Origin of the sequence: Acidovorax sp. 69 (genome assembly GCF_002797445.1) — a bacterium.
Lineage (GTDB): Bacteria > Pseudomonadota > Gammaproteobacteria > Burkholderiales > Burkholderiaceae_C > Acidovorax.
The window spans coordinates 3486004-3503747 of record NZ_PGEP01000001.1 but is presented as its reverse complement, the minus strand read 5'-3'; the positions used below and the strand labels follow the sequence as shown (position 1 = coordinate 3503747).

16 protein-coding genes are annotated in these 17744 nt (G+C 65.3%); 5 read left to right on the top strand and 11 right to left on the bottom strand.

Annotated features, from left to right (window positions below; genetic code table 11):
* Positions 1-5: 5 nt before the first annotated feature.
* The 4 genes from ribBA to CLU85_RS16050 form a co-directional block, all read right to left on the bottom strand.
* Complete coding sequence (ribBA, locus tag CLU85_RS16065; protein ID WP_100411136.1) at positions 6-1127, bottom strand: bifunctional 3,4-dihydroxy-2-butanone-4-phosphate synthase/GTP cyclohydrolase II; 1122 nt, start codon at positions 1125-1127, stop codon at positions 6-8.
* Between the two features lie 224 nt (positions 1128-1351).
* Entirely contained in the window at positions 1352-1648 is a 297-nt protein-coding gene (locus CLU85_RS16060; protein ID WP_100411135.1) for a 2Fe-2S iron-sulfur cluster-binding protein, read from the bottom strand.
* On the bottom strand, positions 1645-2310 hold the full coding sequence (locus CLU85_RS16055; protein ID WP_100411134.1) for a DUF938 domain-containing protein: 666 nt from the start codon (positions 2308-2310) through the stop codon (positions 1645-1647). The genes CLU85_RS16060 and CLU85_RS16055 overlap by 4 nt, the downstream gene beginning before the upstream one ends.
* Positions 2311-2853: 543 nt before the next feature.
* Positions 2854-3135, bottom strand: coding sequence for a DUF427 domain-containing protein (locus tag CLU85_RS16050; protein ID WP_100411133.1), 282 nt, complete (start codon positions 3133-3135; stop codon positions 2854-2856).
* Positions 3136-3427: 292 nt separating this feature from the next.
* Here CLU85_RS16050 and CLU85_RS16045 point away from each other — a divergent pair, with 292 nt between their 5' ends.
* A complete protein-coding gene (locus CLU85_RS16045) occupies positions 3428-4336 on the top strand; it encodes an SDR family oxidoreductase (RefSeq protein ID WP_100411132.1) in 909 nt (302 codons plus the stop codon).
* Positions 4337-4407: 71 nt separating this feature from the next.
* Positions 4408-5934 carry a glutamate--cysteine ligase gene (gene gshA, locus CLU85_RS16040; protein ID WP_100411131.1) on the top strand — a complete coding sequence of 509 codons (1527 nt, stop codon included), beginning with the start codon at positions 4408-4410 and terminating at the stop codon, positions 5932-5934.
* 85 nt (positions 5935-6019) lie between these two features.
* On the opposite strand, the gene CLU85_RS16035 is transcribed toward gshA, so the two are convergent.
* Both CLU85_RS16035 and CLU85_RS16030 read right to left on the bottom strand, forming a co-directional pair.
* Positions 6020-6190 (bottom strand): oxidoreductase-like domain-containing protein, encoded by a 171-nt coding sequence (locus tag CLU85_RS16035; protein WP_100412591.1) that lies wholly within the window; start codon positions 6188-6190, stop codon positions 6020-6022.
* Between the two features lie 56 nt (positions 6191-6246).
* Positions 6247-6495, bottom strand: a complete 249-nt coding sequence (locus CLU85_RS16030) for a hypothetical protein (protein WP_100411130.1) — start codon at positions 6493-6495, stop codon at positions 6247-6249.
* 106 nt (positions 6496-6601) lie between these two features.
* On the opposite strand from CLU85_RS16030, the gene ylqF reads away from it, so the two are divergent.
* Together ylqF and CLU85_RS16020 are read left to right on the top strand one after the other, a co-directional pair.
* The gene (gene ylqF, locus CLU85_RS16025) at positions 6602-7576 is read left to right on the top strand and encodes a ribosome biogenesis GTPase YlqF (RefSeq protein WP_100411129.1); all 975 of its coding nucleotides are present in this window, start codon (positions 6602-6604) and stop codon (positions 7574-7576) included.
* Positions 7577-7705: 129 nt separating this feature from the next.
* A complete protein-coding gene (locus tag CLU85_RS16020; RefSeq protein ID WP_100412590.1) occupies positions 7706-9991 on the top strand; it encodes a bifunctional diguanylate cyclase/phosphodiesterase in 2286 nt (761 codons plus the stop codon).
* 125 nt (positions 9992-10116) lie between these two features.
* Here CLU85_RS16020 and CLU85_RS23165 read toward each other — a convergent pair whose 3' ends face one another.
* The 3 genes from CLU85_RS23165 to CLU85_RS16010 all read right to left on the bottom strand — a co-directional run bounded on the left by CLU85_RS23165 (position 10117) and on the right by CLU85_RS16010 (position 14834).
* Entirely contained in the window at positions 10117-10260 is a 144-nt protein-coding gene (locus tag CLU85_RS23165; protein ID WP_198509209.1) for a hypothetical protein, read from the bottom strand.
* Between the two features lie 80 nt (positions 10261-10340).
* Positions 10341-11585: an MFS transporter gene (locus CLU85_RS16015; RefSeq protein WP_100411128.1), complete on the bottom strand. Its 1245-nt coding sequence runs from the start codon at positions 11583-11585 to the stop codon at positions 10341-10343.
* Positions 11586-11708: 123 nt separating this feature from the next.
* Positions 11709-14834 carry a WD40 repeat domain-containing protein gene (locus tag CLU85_RS16010; protein ID WP_232727843.1) on the bottom strand — a complete coding sequence of 1042 codons (3126 nt, stop codon included), beginning with the start codon at positions 14832-14834 and terminating at the stop codon, positions 11709-11711.
* A gap of 62 nt (positions 14835-14896) precedes the next feature.
* Here CLU85_RS16010 and CLU85_RS16005 point away from each other — a divergent pair, with 62 nt between their 5' ends.
* Complete coding sequence (locus CLU85_RS16005) at positions 14897-15832, top strand: succinylglutamate desuccinylase/aspartoacylase family protein (protein WP_100411127.1); 936 nt, start codon at positions 14897-14899, stop codon at positions 15830-15832.
* Between the two features lie 33 nt (positions 15833-15865).
* On the opposite strand, the gene CLU85_RS16000 is transcribed toward CLU85_RS16005, so the two are convergent.
* Both CLU85_RS16000 and CLU85_RS15995 read right to left on the bottom strand, forming a co-directional pair.
* Positions 15866-16405 (bottom strand): DUF924 family protein, encoded by a 540-nt coding sequence (locus tag CLU85_RS16000; protein ID WP_100411126.1) that lies wholly within the window; start codon positions 16403-16405, stop codon positions 15866-15868.
* A 129-nt stretch (positions 16406-16534) separates the two neighbouring features.
* A complete protein-coding gene (locus tag CLU85_RS15995) occupies positions 16535-17458 on the bottom strand; it encodes a DMT family transporter (RefSeq protein ID WP_100411125.1) in 924 nt (307 codons plus the stop codon).
* Positions 17459-17744 lie beyond the last annotated feature (286 nt).

Sequence of the window (17744 nt, the reverse complement as noted above, 5' to 3'; positions counted from 1 at the left end):
AGTTGTTATTCCTTGGGGATGAAGCCGGTGATTTCGAGGCCATAACCGGCCATGCTGGGCATGCGGCGGGGCTGGCCCATGAGCGCCATCTTGTGCACGCCACATTCGCGCAAAATTTGTGCGCCGACGCCATAGGTGCGCAGGTCCATGCGACCGCGTTCGGGCGCCTGGGCGGCGCGGGCGGTGCCTTCAAACTGCGCCAGCAATTGGCTGGCGCTTTCACCGCAGTTGAGCAGTACGGCCACGCCCTTGCCTTGTTTGACCAGGTATTGCAGGCTGGTGTCGAGCCCCCACGAGTGCATGGAGCGGTTGACTTCGAGCGCGTCGAACACCGACAGCGGCTCGTGCACGCGCACAGGCACCACATCGTCAGCGCTCCATTGGCCCTTGACCAGCGCCAGGTGCACGGCCTGGCTGGGTTTGTCGCGGAAAGCGTGGGCGGTGAATTCGCCGTAGGCGGTTTGCAGTGTGCGCGTGCCGACCTTTTCGACCAGCGATTCGTTGCGACTGCGGTGCTCGATCAGGTCGGCGATGGTGCCGATCTTGAGGCCGTGCTCGGCGGCAAACAGCTGCAGATCGGGCAGGCGGGCCATGGTGCCGTCGTCCTTCATGATCTCGCAGATCACCGATGCAGGGCTGCAGCCCGCCATGGCGGCCAGGTCGCAACCGGCTTCGGTATGGCCTGCGCGCATCAGCACCCCGCCATCCACGGCCTGCAGCGGAAAGATGTGGCCAGGCTGCACCAGGTCGGTGGGCTGGCTGTTGCGGTCCACGGCCACCTGCACGGTGCGGGCGCGGTCGGCGGCAGAGATGCCGGTGGTCACGCCCTCGGCGGCTTCGATGGAGACGGTGAAGGCCGTGCTGTACACCGTGCCGTTGCGCGCGGCCATGGGCGGGAGCTTCAGGAACTCACAGCGCTCGCGGGTGAGTGTGAGGCAGATCAGACCCCGGCCAAAGCGGGCCATGAAGTTGATGGCCTCGGGCGTCACATGGTCGGCGGCCAGGACGAGGTCGCCTTCGTTTTCGCGGTCTTCTTCATCCACCAGGATGACGATGCGCCCGGCGCGCATCTCGGCCACGATGTCCTCGACGGGCGAGATCGGCACGGGGGTGAGAGGGGTGTTCATGGAAGGTCGGGGCTTTCTGTGGGGGCCGCAGGTGAGATACCTGCTGGCGGTGTGCTGCAGCACAGGTTCCCGTGGCCGAAGGCAGTGGTGCCTCCAAGAAACCGCCCCAAAGAACATGCGATGCGGCGCTGCCGCACGTCAAAGGGGCATCTTGCCCCAGAAGCGATGGATTTTAGTGCACCCGGCTCGCGTTCGTCTTTGAGCACGCATGTGCCTGATGCAGATCAGATAGCGCTGCCCTGCAGCACCACGTCCGATGCGGGGTAGGCCACGCAGGGCAACACGCAGCCCTCGGCTCTTTCTTCAGCGGTCAGGCCTGGCCATTCGATGGCATAGCGCACCGTGCCCTCCACCAACTGGCCGATGCAGGTGCGACAGGTGCCATTGCGGCAGGAGCTGGGCCAGTCGATGCCGCCTTGCTCCAGCGACAACAGCAGGGGCTGCTCGGGCCAGGCGTCGCATTGCTGGCCGTCGGGCTCCACCTTGGCGATGAAAAAGGGCGCGGCGGTCGGGGTGGTCATGGGGTCGCTTCCGTCAGAGGTTGTGCAGTGGCTGGCTGGGCGCTGGTCCACACCAGCAGCAGGTTGTTCGCGGGCAAGGCGTGCCGCGCGGTCAGGCGCAGGCCCGCCTGGGTGGCCACCGTGGTCACGTCCTCCAGGCGGCGGATTCCCCAGGCGGCGTCCTGCGCGCGCAGGCTGGCGTCAAAGGCGAGGTTGCCCGGGGCTGTGGGCACGCCGTCTTCCAGGTAGGGCCCGTAGGTGACCAGGCAACCCCCCGGCGCCAGGTGCCGCGCCGCGCCCTGCATCAGCCCGGCGCAGCAGGCCCAGGGGGCGATGTGCAGCATGTTGGCGCAGTAGATCAGGTCAAACGATGACTCGCCAAACGCCGGGCCCTCGCTGGGCCAGGGGCTTTGCAGCACATCCAACCGCAGCGGCGCCCGCACGTTGGCAGCGCCGGCCTGGGCGGCCCAACCGGTGATCGATGCAAAGTGGGTGGCCTGTTGGTCCGTGGGCTGCCAAGTCCAGCCGGGAAAGGCGGCGGCGAAGTGCGCCGCGTGCTGGCCGGTGCCGCTGGCAATCTCCAGGGCCGCGCCTGTGGGTGTCAGCAGCGCCAGCAGCTGGGCCAGGATGGGGGCCTGGTTGCGTTCTGCGGCGGGGCTGTGCTGAAGGGCTGGAAGGGACATGGATGATTTTGGCTTCCAGCGCTTGTATATCAAGCGTTAGAAGCTATTGAATTGAGAGCGTTAGGGCGTGCGCCGACGTGCAATGTACCGCAGAAGGTTGGTCCTGGTGGGTTGCCTATTTTTTAAGCGACACAAGGATAATCCTTGTAAATCAAGCACTTAAGCCTGTCATACAAGGCTTGTTCAAGGTTATCCACAGAATTGTCCAGTGCAGGCAGGGATAACCGGGGGCTTTGTGGCCATCTCTGGGGTGTTGGCGGCTGGCGTGCAAAGTGAATCAAATGTGCCTGTTTTTTAAGCTTCACAAGGATATTCCTTGTAAATCAAACACTTAAAGCTGCCATACAAGGCTTATCCAAGGTTATCCACAAGATTGTCCAGTGCAGGACGGGATAACCGGCGCCATGATTTTCCATGTTGCTTAAAAATAAGGCGGTGCAGTGTGTTTCCTTACAAATCAAGCACTTGGCACGGTCATACAGGGCTTGTCAAAACTTATCCACATGATTGTCCAGCGCTGGCAGGGATAACCCGCACGGGGGGTCAAGGTGCAACCTTCACACCCTTCCAGAACGCCACGCGGCCCTTGATCTCTTCGGCTTCGGGCTTGGGGTCGGCATAGAACCAGGCGGCGTCGGAGTTCATCTCGCCGTTGACCAGCAAAGACAGATAGCTGGCCTGGCCCTTCCAGTGGCAGGTGGTCTTGTGGTTGCTGAAAGTGAAGTAGTCGCGGTTGAGCGCGCTTTCGGGAAAGTAGTGATTGCCTTCGACCACTACGGTGTCGTCGCTCTCGGCAACAACCACATTGTTCCAAACTGCCTTCATGGGAGATCCTTGGGTTAAAAGTGCCTGTAGCGCTTTGAAATCATGCGCGTGATGCTATTAATTGGTGAGTCATTGGCTTTGCAGGGCATGCGTCGCCAGTCCGTTGGGGGTGGCGTTGCGTGCCCATCATGCAATGCGCGTTGCATTATCCCAAGGCATCTCGCCCAGTCGCGTGCGCAACGCCCAGTCCGAGCCGTGTGGCTTACAGTGCCACGCACGGTATGCGCCGGTGCAGGGTGCTTGCCAGTTCTTTTTCTCTATTTTTTCTAGACAACCAACAGGAGAAGCATCCATGGGTATCGACTTCCAAGGCCGTGTGGCCATCGTGACGGGCGCGGGCGGCGGTCTGGGCCGCCAGCATGCGCTGGCTTTGGCTGCGCGCGGTGCCAAGGTGCTGGTCAATGATCTGGGCGGCGCGGTCGACGGCAGTGGCGCCACGGTGGGCGCGGCCCAGGCGGTGGTCGACGAAATCCGCGCAGCGGGCGGCGAGGCGCTGGCCAATGGCGCATCGGTCACCGACTTTGCGGCGGTCGAGGCCATGGTGCAGCAGGCCATCGATGCTTGGGGCCGCGTGGACATCCTGGTCAACAACGCGGGCATCCTGCGCGACAAATCGTTTACCAAGATGAGCATGGACGACTTCAAGCTGGTGGTGGATGTGCATTTGATGGGCGCCGCTCATTGCTGCAAGGCCGTGTGGCCCCACATGGTGGCCCAGCAGTACGGCCGTATCGTGATGACCACATCGTCCACCGGCCTGTACGGCAACTTTGGCCAAAGCAACTATGGCGCGGCCAAGCTGGCCCAGGTGGGGCTGATGCAGACCCTGGCCATTGAAGGCGCCAAGTACAACATCCATGTGAACGCGCTGGCGCCCACGGCCGCCACCCGAATGACCGAGGGCCTGATGCCCCAGGAGGTGCTGGACGCCCTCAAGCCCGAAGCCGTGGTGCCCGCCATGCTGGTGCTGGCACACGAATCCGCCCCCACGCGCACCATCCTGTGTGCGGGCGCGGGCACGTTCGAAGCGGCGCACATCACGCTCACGCAGGGTGTCCATTTGGGGATTGGCGCGGATGTGCCCGAGCAGTTGGCCGCCCACCTGGCCCAGGTGACCGAGCGTGCGGGAGAGCAGGTACCACAAAGCGGTGCAGCGCAGGGAACCAACGAAGTTGGAAAGGCCATGGCGGCCAGGGTTTAAGCCAAGTCCGTACGTGCAATCGTGCTCCGTGCTAAGTTCCGGGCCGACAGAAGCTGGATCGGTATAAAGATATGAGCAAATTGCACGAGAGACTGGCCGCCTACCCGGCGGATGCCCTGGGAGGGATTCGCCGCGGCATTGAAAAGGAAGGGTTGCGGGTGTTGCCCACGGGCGGCCTGGCCCTTACGCCCCACCCGCTGGCGCTGGGCTCGGCCCTCACACACCCGCTGATCACCACGGACTACAGCGAGTCGCAGCTGGAGCTGATCACTGGCGCCCGCAAAGGGGTGCAGGAATGCCTGGATGAGCTGACCGAGGTGCACCAGTTTGTGCACCACACCTTGAAAGACAGCGGCGGCGAGCTGCTGTGGGCCTCCAGCATGCCGTGCGGCCTGCCTACGGACGAGACGATTCCGATTGGCCGCTACGGCAGCTCCAACGTGGGCCGCGCCAAAAGTGTGTACCGCATGGGCCTGGGCCACCGATATGGCCGGCGCATGCAGACCATTTCGGGCATCCACTACAACTGGTCGTTGCCGGGCGTGGACAGCGAGCAGTATTTTTCGCTGATCCGCAATTTCCGCCGCCATGCGTTTGTACTGCTGTACCTGTTTGGCGCCTCGCCCGCGCTGTGCCCCTGTTTTGTGGAAGGCCGGGAACACGGCCTGCAGCAGATGGAGGGCGGCAGTGCGCTGTACCTGCCCCACGCCACCTCGCTGCGCATGGGGCGCCTGGGCTACCAGAGCGATGCACAGTCCACGCTGGCTGTGAGCTACAACGGCCTCACGGGCTACGCCAATTCGCTGCACGAGGCGTTGACCAAGCCTTACCCTGCCTACGAAACCGTGGGCGTGCGCAACCCCGGCGGTGACTACAACCAGCTGGGCACCAGCCTGCTGCAGATCGAAAACGAGTTCTACGGCACCATCCGCCCCAAGCGCACCGTGCGAACGGGCGAGCGCCCGCTGCATGCCCTGCGCGAGCGCGGTGTCGAATACGTCGAGGTGCGCCTGATGGACCTGGATCCGTTTGTGCCCGTGGGCATCACCGCGCCCACCATGCGCCTGCTGGACGTATTTTTGCTGCACTGTTTGCTGTCCGACAGCCCGCCCGACACACCGGCCGAGATTGCAGAACTCAAGCGCAACCAGCACCTCACGGCGGAGCGGGGCCGCGAGAGTGGCCTTCAGCTTTCGCGCAACGGCCAGAGTGTGCTGCTGACCGATTGGGGTTCCGAGGTTCTGGCTGCCTGCGAGCCCCTGGCGGCGGCGCTGGACGCCACCCATGGCACGGATGACTACAGCGCCGCGCTGCGTGATGCCCGCGCACTGATGGCCGCACCTGCCAGGACGCCATCGGCCCGTGTCCTGGACCGCATCGTGCAGCAGCATGCCCACAGTTTTGAAGGGTTTGCCCGCCAGCAGTCCATCGCCGCCCGCGACGCGTTGCTGGGCTTGCCCTGGACGGCCGAGCAGCAGGCGCGTTACCTGGTCATGGCCGACGAGTCCATCGCCGCCCAAAAGGCCATTGAGGCGGCAGACACACTGCCGTTTGAGGCGTGGCGCGAGCAGTACATGTCGGTGAAAGAGTTGGGCTGACACCACCTGCTGGCGGCAAACGATCCTGATTTGATAGCTGCTGGCGCTTATTGGTAATGCGCTAGAGGCCGATTTGGCTTGATATTCAGGCCTCCAGCTGCAGCAGCGCCTCTTGCCGCCAGTATTCGGCGGCGTCCAGAAAACCCTCCCACACACAACCGTTGCAGCCCCGGCCGCAACAGGTGGTGGGCTCGGGCGGCGGCTTGCGCAGCGCGATGTCGGCATGGGCCGCGCGCTGCTGCAAGGCCAGGAACATGGCTTGGGCCGAGACACTATCGACCGCGCGGGCCGGGGTGGTGGCGATGAGCGAGGTCACGGCTGGCGGCGCGCTGCCTTGGAGCGACGCATGGCGTACTGCACCACAAACGCAATGCCCAGCGCCAGCGCAAACCAGCCCACCAGGGCGGCCTGGCCCATCAGCTCGCGCACGCTGGTGGAGCGGGCCACGTAGGGCGCCAGCAGGATGACCAGGCCGATCAGGGCGCAGGTCACGCCCTTGAACAGCACTTCCTTGTCGGCCTTGCGGGTGGACTTGGAGGACGAGGGTGCGGGCAGTGGCATGGTGGGGCGGGGCGGTGCAAAAACACGCCAGATCAGGGAAAGATGAGACCGCGATTATCCTTGCCACCCTTGGACAGTTCCGAAAACACAAGAAAGTACCCCCCGCATGGCCATCCAGTGGTTCCCCGGTCACATGCACCTGACCCGAAAAGCCATCACCGAACGCATCAAGGACATTGACGTGGTGATCGAGGTGCTGGACGCGCGCCTGCCCGGCTCCAGCGCCAACCCGCTGCTGGCCGAGATCACCGGCCACAAACCCACGCTCAAAGTGCTCAACAAGCAGGACGTGGCCGACGCTGACCGCACGGCGCTGTGGGTGGACTGGTACAACGCCCAGAGCGACACGCGCGCCCTGCCGCTGGATGCGTCGGACCCGGCCCCCACGCGCAAGCTGATCGACGCCTGCCACCTGCTGTCGCCCAACCGGGGCGGCATGGCCAAACCCATGCGCGTGCTGATCTGCGGTGTGCCCAACGTGGGCAAGTCCACGCTCATCAACACCCTCTCCAACAAGCGCCAGGCCAAAACGGGCGACGAGGCGGGCATCACCAAGCTGGAGCAGCGCATCACGCTGGCCGACGACTTCTACCTGTGGGACACGCCCGGCATGCTGTGGCCGCGCATTGTGGTGCCCGAAAGCGGCTACAACCTGGCCGCCAGCGGCGCCGTAGGCCGCAATGCGTACGACGAAGAGCTGGTGGCGCTGGAGCTGCTGCGCCGCCTGCAAAAGAACTACGCGCCCTTGCTGGAGGCGCGCTACAAGCTGGGCCTGCCCGCCGGTGCCATGGCCGCCATGCACGACGAAGAACTGCTCGAAGCCATTGGTCGCAAACGCGGCGCCATGCTGGGCGGCGGCCGCGTGAACCTGCAAAAAACGGCCGAAATCGTGATGACGGACTTTCGCACCGCCATCCTGGGCCGCATCACGCTGGAGACGCCGGCCGAGTTCGAGGCATGGCGCGCCGCCGGCCTGGCCGAGGACGCCAAACGCCAGGCCAAGAAGGACGCCCGCACCAAGGCCAAGGGCAAGGGCTCTGGCGTGCGCGAGCCCGCTCCGGGCAGCGACGACGCGGACTGATCCGCCTTCGAGCCGCCCGCCAGTGGGTGCCAGAGTCGCTGTTGTGCGCCCGCAGCGGCTGGCATTTTGTGCGTAGGCGTTTGGGATGGCAGCGGTTAGGATGGTTTCCTCCCCCCAATGTCCGTTGCCATGGCCGAAGCTCCTGCTGTTCCGCTGCCTGACCACGAAGATGCCACCACACGCCATCTGGTGCGCGTGGCGGGCTGGGCCGTGGTGCTGATTGGCGGTGTAATCGGTGTGCTGCTGATGTTTGATGCGCCAGTGCAGCCTGCCCGTGTGGCACTCAATTTTGTGGCGGGCCTGGTGGGCGCGTTGGCGCTGCTGCTGGCGCGTCAGCAGCGTTGGACCCAGGCGGCCCACCTGCTGGTGTGGGGTGTGTGGGTGTCGGTGTCGCTGGTGGCGGCGCGCAATGGCGGTGTCAACGGCCCCAACCTGCTCAACTACCCTGTGATCATCGTGCTGGCCGGCTGGCTGCTGGGGGTGCGGGCCACGCTCACGCTGGTGGGGCTGACGGCGCTGCTGTTCATGGGGTTCATCTGGGCTGACATCCAGGGCATGTTCAAGCCCTTGCAGGTGGCCAACCGCGTGGCGGGGGCGGTGTACCTGGCGGGTATCCTGGTGCTCACGGCGGCTGCCACGCTGCTCTCGCGTCGCAATTACATGAACCGGGTGTTGGAGGCACAGCACACGGCCGCCAATCTGGCCACCAGCGAGGCAGCGCTGCGCAAGCTGCTGCGGGCCGTGGAGCAGAGTCCGGAGAGCATTGTCATCACCGACCTGCACGAGGGCATCGAGTACGTGAACGATGCCTTCGTGCAGCGCACGGGCTATGGGCGCGACGAAGTGGTGGGCGGGGCATCGGCCAGTTTTTCGAGCAATGGCCTGGCACCCGCACAGCGCGAGGGCCTGCGCGCGACCCTCGCACGGGGCGAGAACTGGGCGGGAGAGCAGGTCAACTACCGCAAGGATGGGCAGGCGCTGATCGAGTCGGTGGTGGTGGCCCCCATTCGCCAGCCCGACGGCCGCGTGAGCCACTATGTGGAGCTGAAGCAGGACATCACCGAGCGCAAGCGCGCGGCCGAGGAAATCCATCGTCTCGCGCATTTCGACAGCCTCACCAGCCTGCCCAACCGCTCCACGCTGATGGAGCGGCTGCAGGTATTGCAGGGGCGCGCGGCCCGACTGCCGGCCTTGCAACATGCGTTGCTCTTGCTGGACCTGGATCGCTTCACCACCTTCAACGATGCACGCGGCAGCGAGATGGGCGACCGCCTGTTGTGTGCCGTGGCGCTGCGCCTGTCCGAAATCTTGCCGCCGCAGGGCCTTCTGGTGCGCGTGGCTGGCGACGAGTTTGCGGTGGTGCTGCATGGCTTGGGCGCCGACGTGTCGCTGGCGGGCACCCATGCCCTGGTGTTTGCCGAGAAGCTGCAGGCCGCGCTGCTGCGTCCCTTGCTGCTGGATGGCGATGCAGAGGAAGCCCAACTCGGCGCCAGCGTGGGTATCACGCTGTACCCGCAAAACGCCAGCGATAGTGCCCACGATGCCCTGCGCCGCGCGGGCACTGCGCTGCACCGTGCCAAACAGGCGGGCGGCGGGCGTGCCGCATTTTTCGAGCAGGGCATGGGCGAAGCTGCCGAACAGCGGTTCCGGGTGGAGCGTGAGCTGCGCCAGGCCGTGAGCGCGGGCGAGCTGCGGCTGTACCTGCAGTCGCAGGTGGATGTGCAGGGGCAGCTCACGGGGGCCGAGGTGCTGGTGCGCTGGCAACACCCGCGCGACGGCCTGGTGCCGCCAGGGATGTTCATCCCCATTGCCGAGGAATCCGATCTCATCGTCAGCGTGGGCGGCTGGGTGCTGGCTCACTCCTGCGCGGTGCTGGCACAGCCTGCGTTTGCTGCGCGGCGGCTGCGGCTGTCGGTCAATCTCAGTGCGCGGCAGTTTCGTCAGGCGCGTTTTGTGCCGCAGTTGTGTGCGCTGCTGGCCGCCAGTGGCGCCGACCCGCAGCTGCTGACGCTGGAGGTCACAGAAGGCCTGGTGATTGACGATTTTGATGACGCTGTGGCCAAGATGCGTGAGCTGGCCGCACTGGGGGTGGACATCTCGCTCGACGACTTTGGCACAGGGTATTCATCGCTGGCCTACCTCAAGCGCCTGCCCATCCAGGAGATCAAGATTGACCGGTCTTTTGTGCACGAAGCACCCACCAACGCCGACGATGGTGTGTTGGTCGAGGGCATCCTGTCGGTCGCCCGCCACTTCGGTTTGCGCGTCGTGGCAGAGGGGGTCGAGACCCAGGCCCAGGCTGATTTTCTGAGCCAGCGCGCGCCGGACATCGTTTACCAGGGCTACCTGTTTGGCCGGCCCGAGCCCAGCGAGCAATGGCTCAGCCGCCTGGTGCCCGCGCAGGTGGAGCCGTAGCGCAGGGGCGCCGGGTGTTGTGACGGCGTTTGGGCATAAAAATAGCCACCAGCGCTTGTTCCATCTGCGCTGGCAGCTATGTTTTTAGTAGCTTCTGTGCGGTCAATGCCACCGCAGGCGGCAGGCTACTTGTTCTTCTCTTTGCCCTTGGGGAGGACTGCGGTCATTGGCGGCATGGGCCGGTCAGATCCGCTGTGTTCTTTGGGCAGCGAAGTGTCCTTTTTGGGTTTCTTCGCCATCTTGTTGCTGCGTTGTTCGCCTTTGGCCATGGGGCCTCCTTGAAAGGTCTCGGGATGGGACCGTGCCGGCATGGTACGTCACAAACCGGCCTTTTTTTGCCGGTGTGGTGCTATGCCGGTGCCGCGTTGCGGGACTGTATGGCCAGCCGTTGGTCATGGGCGAGTGCCAGCGCGTTGAGCACAGCAATACTCCCGCCCAGCGTGCAAGCGGCGCCCCAGCCGCCCCACAGCCAGGCCACCGACCCGAGCGCCGAGCCCGTGGCCGCACCGGTGAAGTAGCTGGTCATGTACACCGCGTTGATCCGCGCCCGTGCCGTGGTGTCCAGCCGGTAGATCACGTTCTGGTTACTGATGTGCACCCCCTGTAGCGCGAGGTCTGCCATCAGCATGCCCACCACAAACCACACCAGGCCGCTGGCGCCCAGCCACAGCGCGCCCCAGCTCAGCAGCAACAAGGCCACCGACGCCGTGGTGGCCACCTGCGCCTGTCCACGGTCGGCCATGCGGCCCGCCACATTGGCCATGAGCGCACCGGCCACACCTGCCAGCCCCACCAGCCCGATGCCCGCATCGCCCAAGCGGTGCACGGGTCCCGCCAGCAGCAGGGCCATGGTCGAGAACAACACGCTGACCGATGCGAATGACAGCCCACCCAGCAAGGCCCGGCTGCGCAGCCGTGGATGGCGCATGGCCAGGGTGCCCATGGACCGCAGGACCTGGCCATACCCTTGCGCCGGGGCATGTGCCTGGGGCGTGTTGCGCGAGCGTGGCATCACCCACCACAGGGCCAGTGCCACAGCGACCATGGCCACGCCCGCGGCGCGGTACACCAGCGTCCATCCACCCACTTCCGACAGCAGGCCCGCCACGCTGCGTGCCGCAAGGATGCCGGTGAGCAGGCCGCTCATCACCAGCCCCACCGCCCGTCCGCTGCGGCCGGGCGCCGCCAGTGTGGCCGCCAAGGGCACCAGCACCTGCGCTGCCACCGAAAACATGCCCGTGAGCAGCGTGCCCAGCGCCAGCATGCCGTAGCTGCCCGAAAACCCACTGACAAACAGCCCCAGTGCGGCGAGCAGCATCAGCGTGGTGACGAGTGCGCGCCGTTCCAGCATGTCGCCCAGTGGCACCAGGAGCAGCAACCCGGCTGCATAGGCCACCTGCGCCAACGTGACGATGAGCGCCGCCGAAGCATCGCGCACCTGCAGCTGGGTGGCGATCGAATGCAGCAGGGGTTGATTGAAATAGTTGCTGCCCGCGCACAGCCCGCAGGCCACGGCCATGAGCAGCAGCACCGGGGTGCTCAGACCCGGTGCGTTGGGCGTGGTGGGCATGGTCGTGTCCGGTCGTGTGGTCATGGGTGGGGAGGGCGGTTTTACGGGGGGCATGCACAGGTCATGCCTGCACCGCCGCCGCAGTGCGTGGCATCCCCCCGTTGGTGCAGAACGGGGGCCCAAAAGGCCACGCCAGCCCTACCAGTCCTACCAGTGCAGGGGCATGGCCTCGTCGCTCCAGAAGATCCACCGCTGCGCCTCGACATACGGCGAGGTGCCGATGGAGTAGGGGTCCATGCCGGTCTCCTCCAGCCTCAGCTGTACGAGGTAGCCGCCGCAGCTGGCCGCCCACACCGTGTGGCCATCCGGGGTGATGTCGATGGCGCTCACGGTGCTGCCGATATGGTGGTGCCACAGGGGATGCCCGGTGTCGTCCAAGGCATGCAGATACCCGTTGGCATCGCCCACGATCCACTGGCCCGGCTGCGTGGCCGAGGCATGTATACGCCATGGGGTGTTGAGGGCAGAAGGTTCCTCTGCACCGTCGTCGCTGGGGGCCAGGGGCACCGCCAGTGTGCGGCCTCCGTAGAAATGACAGGCATTGGCAAACAGCTGAGCGCCATTGTGTGAGAAGGCGGCGTGGTGTGGGTAGGACGACAGCGGCTCGTAGTGGCGCAGTAGCAGGCCTTCGGCATTGAGCAGAAGGTGTGTGCTGTCCTGGTCGCCCACGGCCATATGGCGCTCGTCGGGGGACAGGGCCACATGGAGCATTCCGAGTGCCAGCACTGTGCCGCCAGCGGTCTCCAGCTGGTTCTTGGGCCAGGTGTAGGGGCCGTCTTCGTCGAAGGTCTGGGGGTGGATGCGTTGCACATCCGCACCACCGCCAGCGCGCAACAGGTACACCCCCGTGGGGTTGGCCAGCAGCACACGTTGGCCGTCGTTGAAGGGAATGAGGGTGTCACACCGTTGGCCCAGCGGGCCTGCCACTGCGCGCACATTGGCTGGCACGGCCTCGTGGCCCTGGGGCATTGCAAAGCGCGCAATCAGGGGGCCACCAAAACCCTGGTGTGTGGTGATGTACTGGCCGTCGCTTTGCGCAAAACAGTGCCGGTTGGGCGAGCGGCCCAGGCCTTGCAGTGTGGGCAGCAGCGTCTGCCGCGCACCCTGCAGCGCGACCCAACGGGCAGCATCGTGGCCTGCAGCGCCAATGCGGGCGATCACGCGGCCATCGTCGAGCGCGAAGACGGGCCCGATGAAATCCCCGGCCCTGGCCGCATGCGCTGCGTAAGCGTCGGGCGCGAACGCGAAACGCTGGCGAAATCGTTCGGACAGGTCTTCGTCGGCCCATGCGCTGACCACGCGCGCCAGTTGCAGCACGGTGGGTGCGACGGCCTTGCGCGGGTCATCAGGGCGTGTGTCGGTCGTGGCTTCGTCCCCTGCGTCTTGCGCTGCCTTGGTTGCTGATGCGTTGGCGTCACCCCTGGCCCACTGTTGCGCGCGGACGGCCGCCACGTAAGCGTGCCCATCGGTTTGCCATTGTTCCGACAGAAGCATCAGTTCCACCGGGAAGACGGTGGCGTCGGGCGCATCGGCGGCCAGCGGGGGTGTGGCGAGCAAGTGCACGGTGGCTTCGATGCGCCGGGCTTCGATCGCGCGATCCGCTTCCTGTTGGGCCTGGGTCCGAATGCGGGCGTCGATCAGGCCATAAAAACGCAGCAGGCGCGCGATGTGGTCGGCTGCGCAGCGGGGCAGGGGCGTGCGGCTGTCACTCTGGCGCTGGGTGTAGGTGAAATCCAGCGCTGCAGGCCCTTCACGGGCCTCGTCCACGTTGATCTGGTAGGCGCTGTGGGCGTTGTCTTCGTCGTCGCCGGGTGCCTCGGCGCCGTTCTGCCAGCTGAACTTGAGCGCGCGTCCCCAGGGCTCGCCCTCGTGCATGCAGGGCTGGCGTGCGCCCACCCAGACCTCGCCCTCCCAGTAGCCATTGCGGTCGCTGTCCCACCAGTCGTTGTATTGCTCGGTGAACACAGGCAGGCTGGTGAAGGATTCGACGTTTTCGGCCGTCAGGGCGGCCTGCAGGCGCTGGTAGAGCGGGTAGCGGGCACGGTGCTGGCCCACAGCCTTGCGCACGTAGTCCAGCACGCCGCGCCATGCGTGTCGGCAGGCGTTCCAGGCATCAAGGGGGGTGTCGGTGTTGGGCTTCAGGACCTGCCAGTCGCCGGGTTCGCCCTGGCTGTAGCGGCGGTACAGCAACGTGAGCTGCGGGGTGGTGGGCACGGTGCGGCGCAGCATGGCGGCGGCAAGCCGCTCCAGCAGGTTCCGAGCGGCGGGCACCTGCTCGACCGACAGGTAGAAGTCCCAGGTTTTCCAGACGGTGATGAAGACGTTGTCGTCGCGCTGGTCGCCTTCGTTGTCCACATGCCGCTGGCACAGTGAGAAGTCGGTCTGTCCGAACCAGCCGTAGGCCTTGTGCTCCTTGTGCGCTATCACCGGCGTGCGCACCACGGCCAAGATGTTCTCGATGCGGATGGTGCCGTCTGCGCACAGGTCGGGGGCCAGTGGCTGGGCGGCGCGAATGTCTGCACTGCTGTGCACGGCGCTGTGACCTGCCCGCACGGTGGTGACCACCTGGTGGCGGTCCAGCATGGCCGCCAGACTGTCCTCCCCGGCATCCATTCCGTCGTGGAACTCAGGTGCAAAGACGGCGCCCAGAATTTCGTTGGAGAACTCGGCCCGGTGGGCTACCGCCCGCACCTCGTCCATCAAAAACTCTACCTGCTCGGGGCCTTCGATGTGAACCTGGTACCCATCAGTGAACAGCGCCACACGGGCTTGCAACCCGCCGTGCACGCGCAACTCGCCATGGTTGTCGTGGCCCCACAACAGCTCGTCCACGCGCAGCGCACCCAGCACGCAGACCCACTGCCCGCCGATCACGGCGTTGTGCAGGTGCGCATTCCCTCTCACGATCAGGTGGGTGGTGCCCTGGGTGCTGTGGCAGGTGAGCGCACCGTCCAGCTGCAAATGCCCGTCAATGAGGATCAGAAAGGGCGAGCGGGGCGTGGGAGTGCTCCCCCTGTCGCCGGGCAGGCCTTGCAGCCAGGTGTGCAGTGGGCTACCGCTGGCCAGAGGGTCATCGAGGTGAAGCTCGGGCCACCGCATGTCGCCGGTGATCCAGAGCGCGGTTTCATCGGCCAGCGCCCCGGGGTCCTGGGTCAGTCGTGCTGCGATCCAGCCGTCCGGGGGATCAGGTGGGCTACATCGGCCAGCGGGCAAAGTCGGGCGGTGGGCATGGGACAGCGTGGCGTTGGAGCGAAACCGGCGGGCATCGTACACCGCAGTCAGCAATTTTCGGGCTTTGCGCAGACAATGATGTGTTGTCTTATCAATCAACCGCCATGACACAGAATCCTCCCGTTTTCGAAGTCCTTCCCCGCGATCTCTCGGCCTACCGCCAGGGCAATGTCGGCATCGACTACGTGCATCGTTTCGAGTCGGGCAAACCAGGCCCCCATGTGCTGATCAATGCACTCACGCATGGCAACGAGATTTGCGGCATGGTGGCTGCCACGCACCTGCTCGACACCGGCGTGCGCCCCCTGGTCGGCACACTGACCGTCAGCTTTGCCAACGTGGCCGCCTACGCGTCGTTTGACCAGAGCCGCCCGTTTGAAAGCCGCCAGCTGGTGCATAACCTCAACCGCATCTGGTCAGCGGGCGAGCTGGATGGAACCGCCGACAGCCCCGAGCTGCAACGCGCCCGCGTTCTGCGCCCGGTGGTAGCGGCTGCCGATCACATCCTGGACATCCACTCCACCAGCCAGGATGTGCAGCCTTTCTGGGTGTACCCGGCCTACCAACGCAATGCGGATGTGGCGCTGGCCATCGGCCGTCCACCCGTGCACCTGGTGATGCCCAGCGGGTTGGGTTCGGGCACGCCGCTCATCCAGCATGGCCGCCACGGGCAGGCCGATGGCAAGGGCGTGGCGCTGGTGGTGGAGTGTGGCCAGCATTTCCGCCAGTCGGCCGCCGATATGGCCACGGCGGTGGCGTTGGACTTTCTGGCGCATTTTGGTCTGGTGGCCCCTGCCGCCGACCGGCCTGCGCCAGGTGCGCAGCGGCGCTACGAGCTGCTGGAAACCTGCATGGTGCGCACGGCAGATTTCCGCTTCATACGGCCTGTGCAAGGTTTTGAAGTGTTTGCCAAGGGCGATCTGATTGCCACCGATGGCCCGCATGAGATCCGAGCACTGTGTGACGACTGCACCATCCTCATGCCGACCCGCGAGCCCATCGTGGGGCGTGAGGCGGTGTACCTCACGCGACCACTGTAAGCCGACGGCTGTGTTGGCTGCGTGGCCCGTGCGTCAGAACGACGAACCGGGTTGTGCAAGGAAAGCCACCTCTTGTGCTGTGGAGGTGCGCCCCAGTGCAGCATTGCGGTGCGGGTAGCGCCCAAAGCGCGCAATGATGTCGCGGTGCCGCACTTCAAACTGCAGGTTGTTTTCAAGCCCAGGCTGGTCAAACAGCACCATGGCCTGGTTGTGGACCACCAGCGATTCGCTGTGCATGTAAGGCATGTAGGCAAATGCGCGCTGTGTGGGCGCCAGTGCCGCATCGTGGTGCCCCGCCACCAGCTCCTGGGCCAGTGCCAGCGCCTGGGCATCCTGGGCAAATGCCGCCGCAGTGCCACGGTGGATGTTGCGCGTGAACTGGTCCAGCACCAAAATTTCTGCCAGGCGCCCCTGGGCTGTGGTACGCCAGGCCCACAGCTCGCACTGCTGTGCAGCCTGGCACGTGGCGCCAAAGCGGGCCCGGATCATCGCGTCAAGGGCATCGTCTTGGGCAAAGTGCTGTGCGGGTGAGAGTTCTTCGAACCAGAAATAAAGGATGTCGTCGGCTTGCATGGGGCGTGGGTGCGGGTGCTTGTGCTGTGAGGTGAAACGGATCGCTGTCGCTTGAGAAAAGGCCTTGAAGCGCTACTTAATTGATAGCTTGCCGGCCTAGCCCGGCGTGCTGAGAGGGGCAAGCGCGCATCAGGGCGGGACCACGGCCTGCGTGCGTTCCTGGCGCACCAGATACAGGCCGCTGGCGATGATGATGGCGCCTCCGAGCAACGTGGAATAGCCCGGAACAGCTTGCCACAACACCCAATCGAGACCCATGCCCCAGGCCAGGGCCGTGTATTCAAACGGGGCTACTACCGACGCCTGTCCGTGGCGAAATGCCTCGGTGATCGCCAGCTGGCCCGCAAAACCCGTGACGGCGAGCCCCGCCACCAAAGGCCAGTGCGCCTGCGCCACGCCCACCCATTGCGGCCAGGCCAGCGTGCCTGCACCCAGTGCCAGCAGTGTGGTCGTCCAGAACACCAGGCTGGCGCTGGAGTCGGTGCGCGTGAGCATGCGGCCCGTGATGGCTGACACCGCATAACAGATGGCAGCCGCCAGCACGGCCAGCGCGCCCAGGGTAAAAAAAGCCTCCTGGTTGGGCCGCAGGGCCACCAGCACGCCCACCATGCCGAGCGCAATGGCCACCCAGTGGGCGGCACGCACTTTTTCGCGCAACACCACCGTGGACAGCGCGGTGATGAGCAGCGGGGCGATGAAGAACAAGGTGTAGGCTTCGGCCAGACCCAGTTCCTTGAGTGCGTAGGTGAACAGTGCCAGCATGGTCACGTTGAGCCCTCCGCGCAGCAGGTGCAGTGGCCACCGCACCCGCAGCAGTCCACCCCCCTCCTTGCGCCACAGTACATACAGGGCCACCAGTGGCAAGGCTCCCCAGCCGCGCAATGCGGCCACCTGCATGGCCGGGTAGTTGGCCGACAGGGTCTTGAGCAGCGCGTCCATCATGGAGAAACATCCCACAGCGGCAACCATGGCAAGGATGCCGCGCAGGTTGCCGTGTGATGGGTTGGGGAAGGCTGCTGGTGCGCTGCCGGTTTGTGGCTGGGTCTGTGTCATGGGGGTTATGGCCAGGCGTTGCGGGGCATAGACATCCGCGAAGGGAGTCCGGTGGATGGTGCCTGAAGGGATGGGCCATTCTCGATGCACAACCTTGTCTTGCGCGCGCTGAATTCAAAAAAGTGCAGCGTAGGTGGTGTGAGGCAGGGGCCATAGTCCTCACCAGCGGGCTCGCTTTCGATCGTCCGATACCGCTCGGGTTGGGTGTGCCCATGCAGCGAAGCCGCGTGCTTTGCTAATGCAAGGTACCCCCGCGAGCACAGCGTGGGTGCCACAGTTTCGTTGA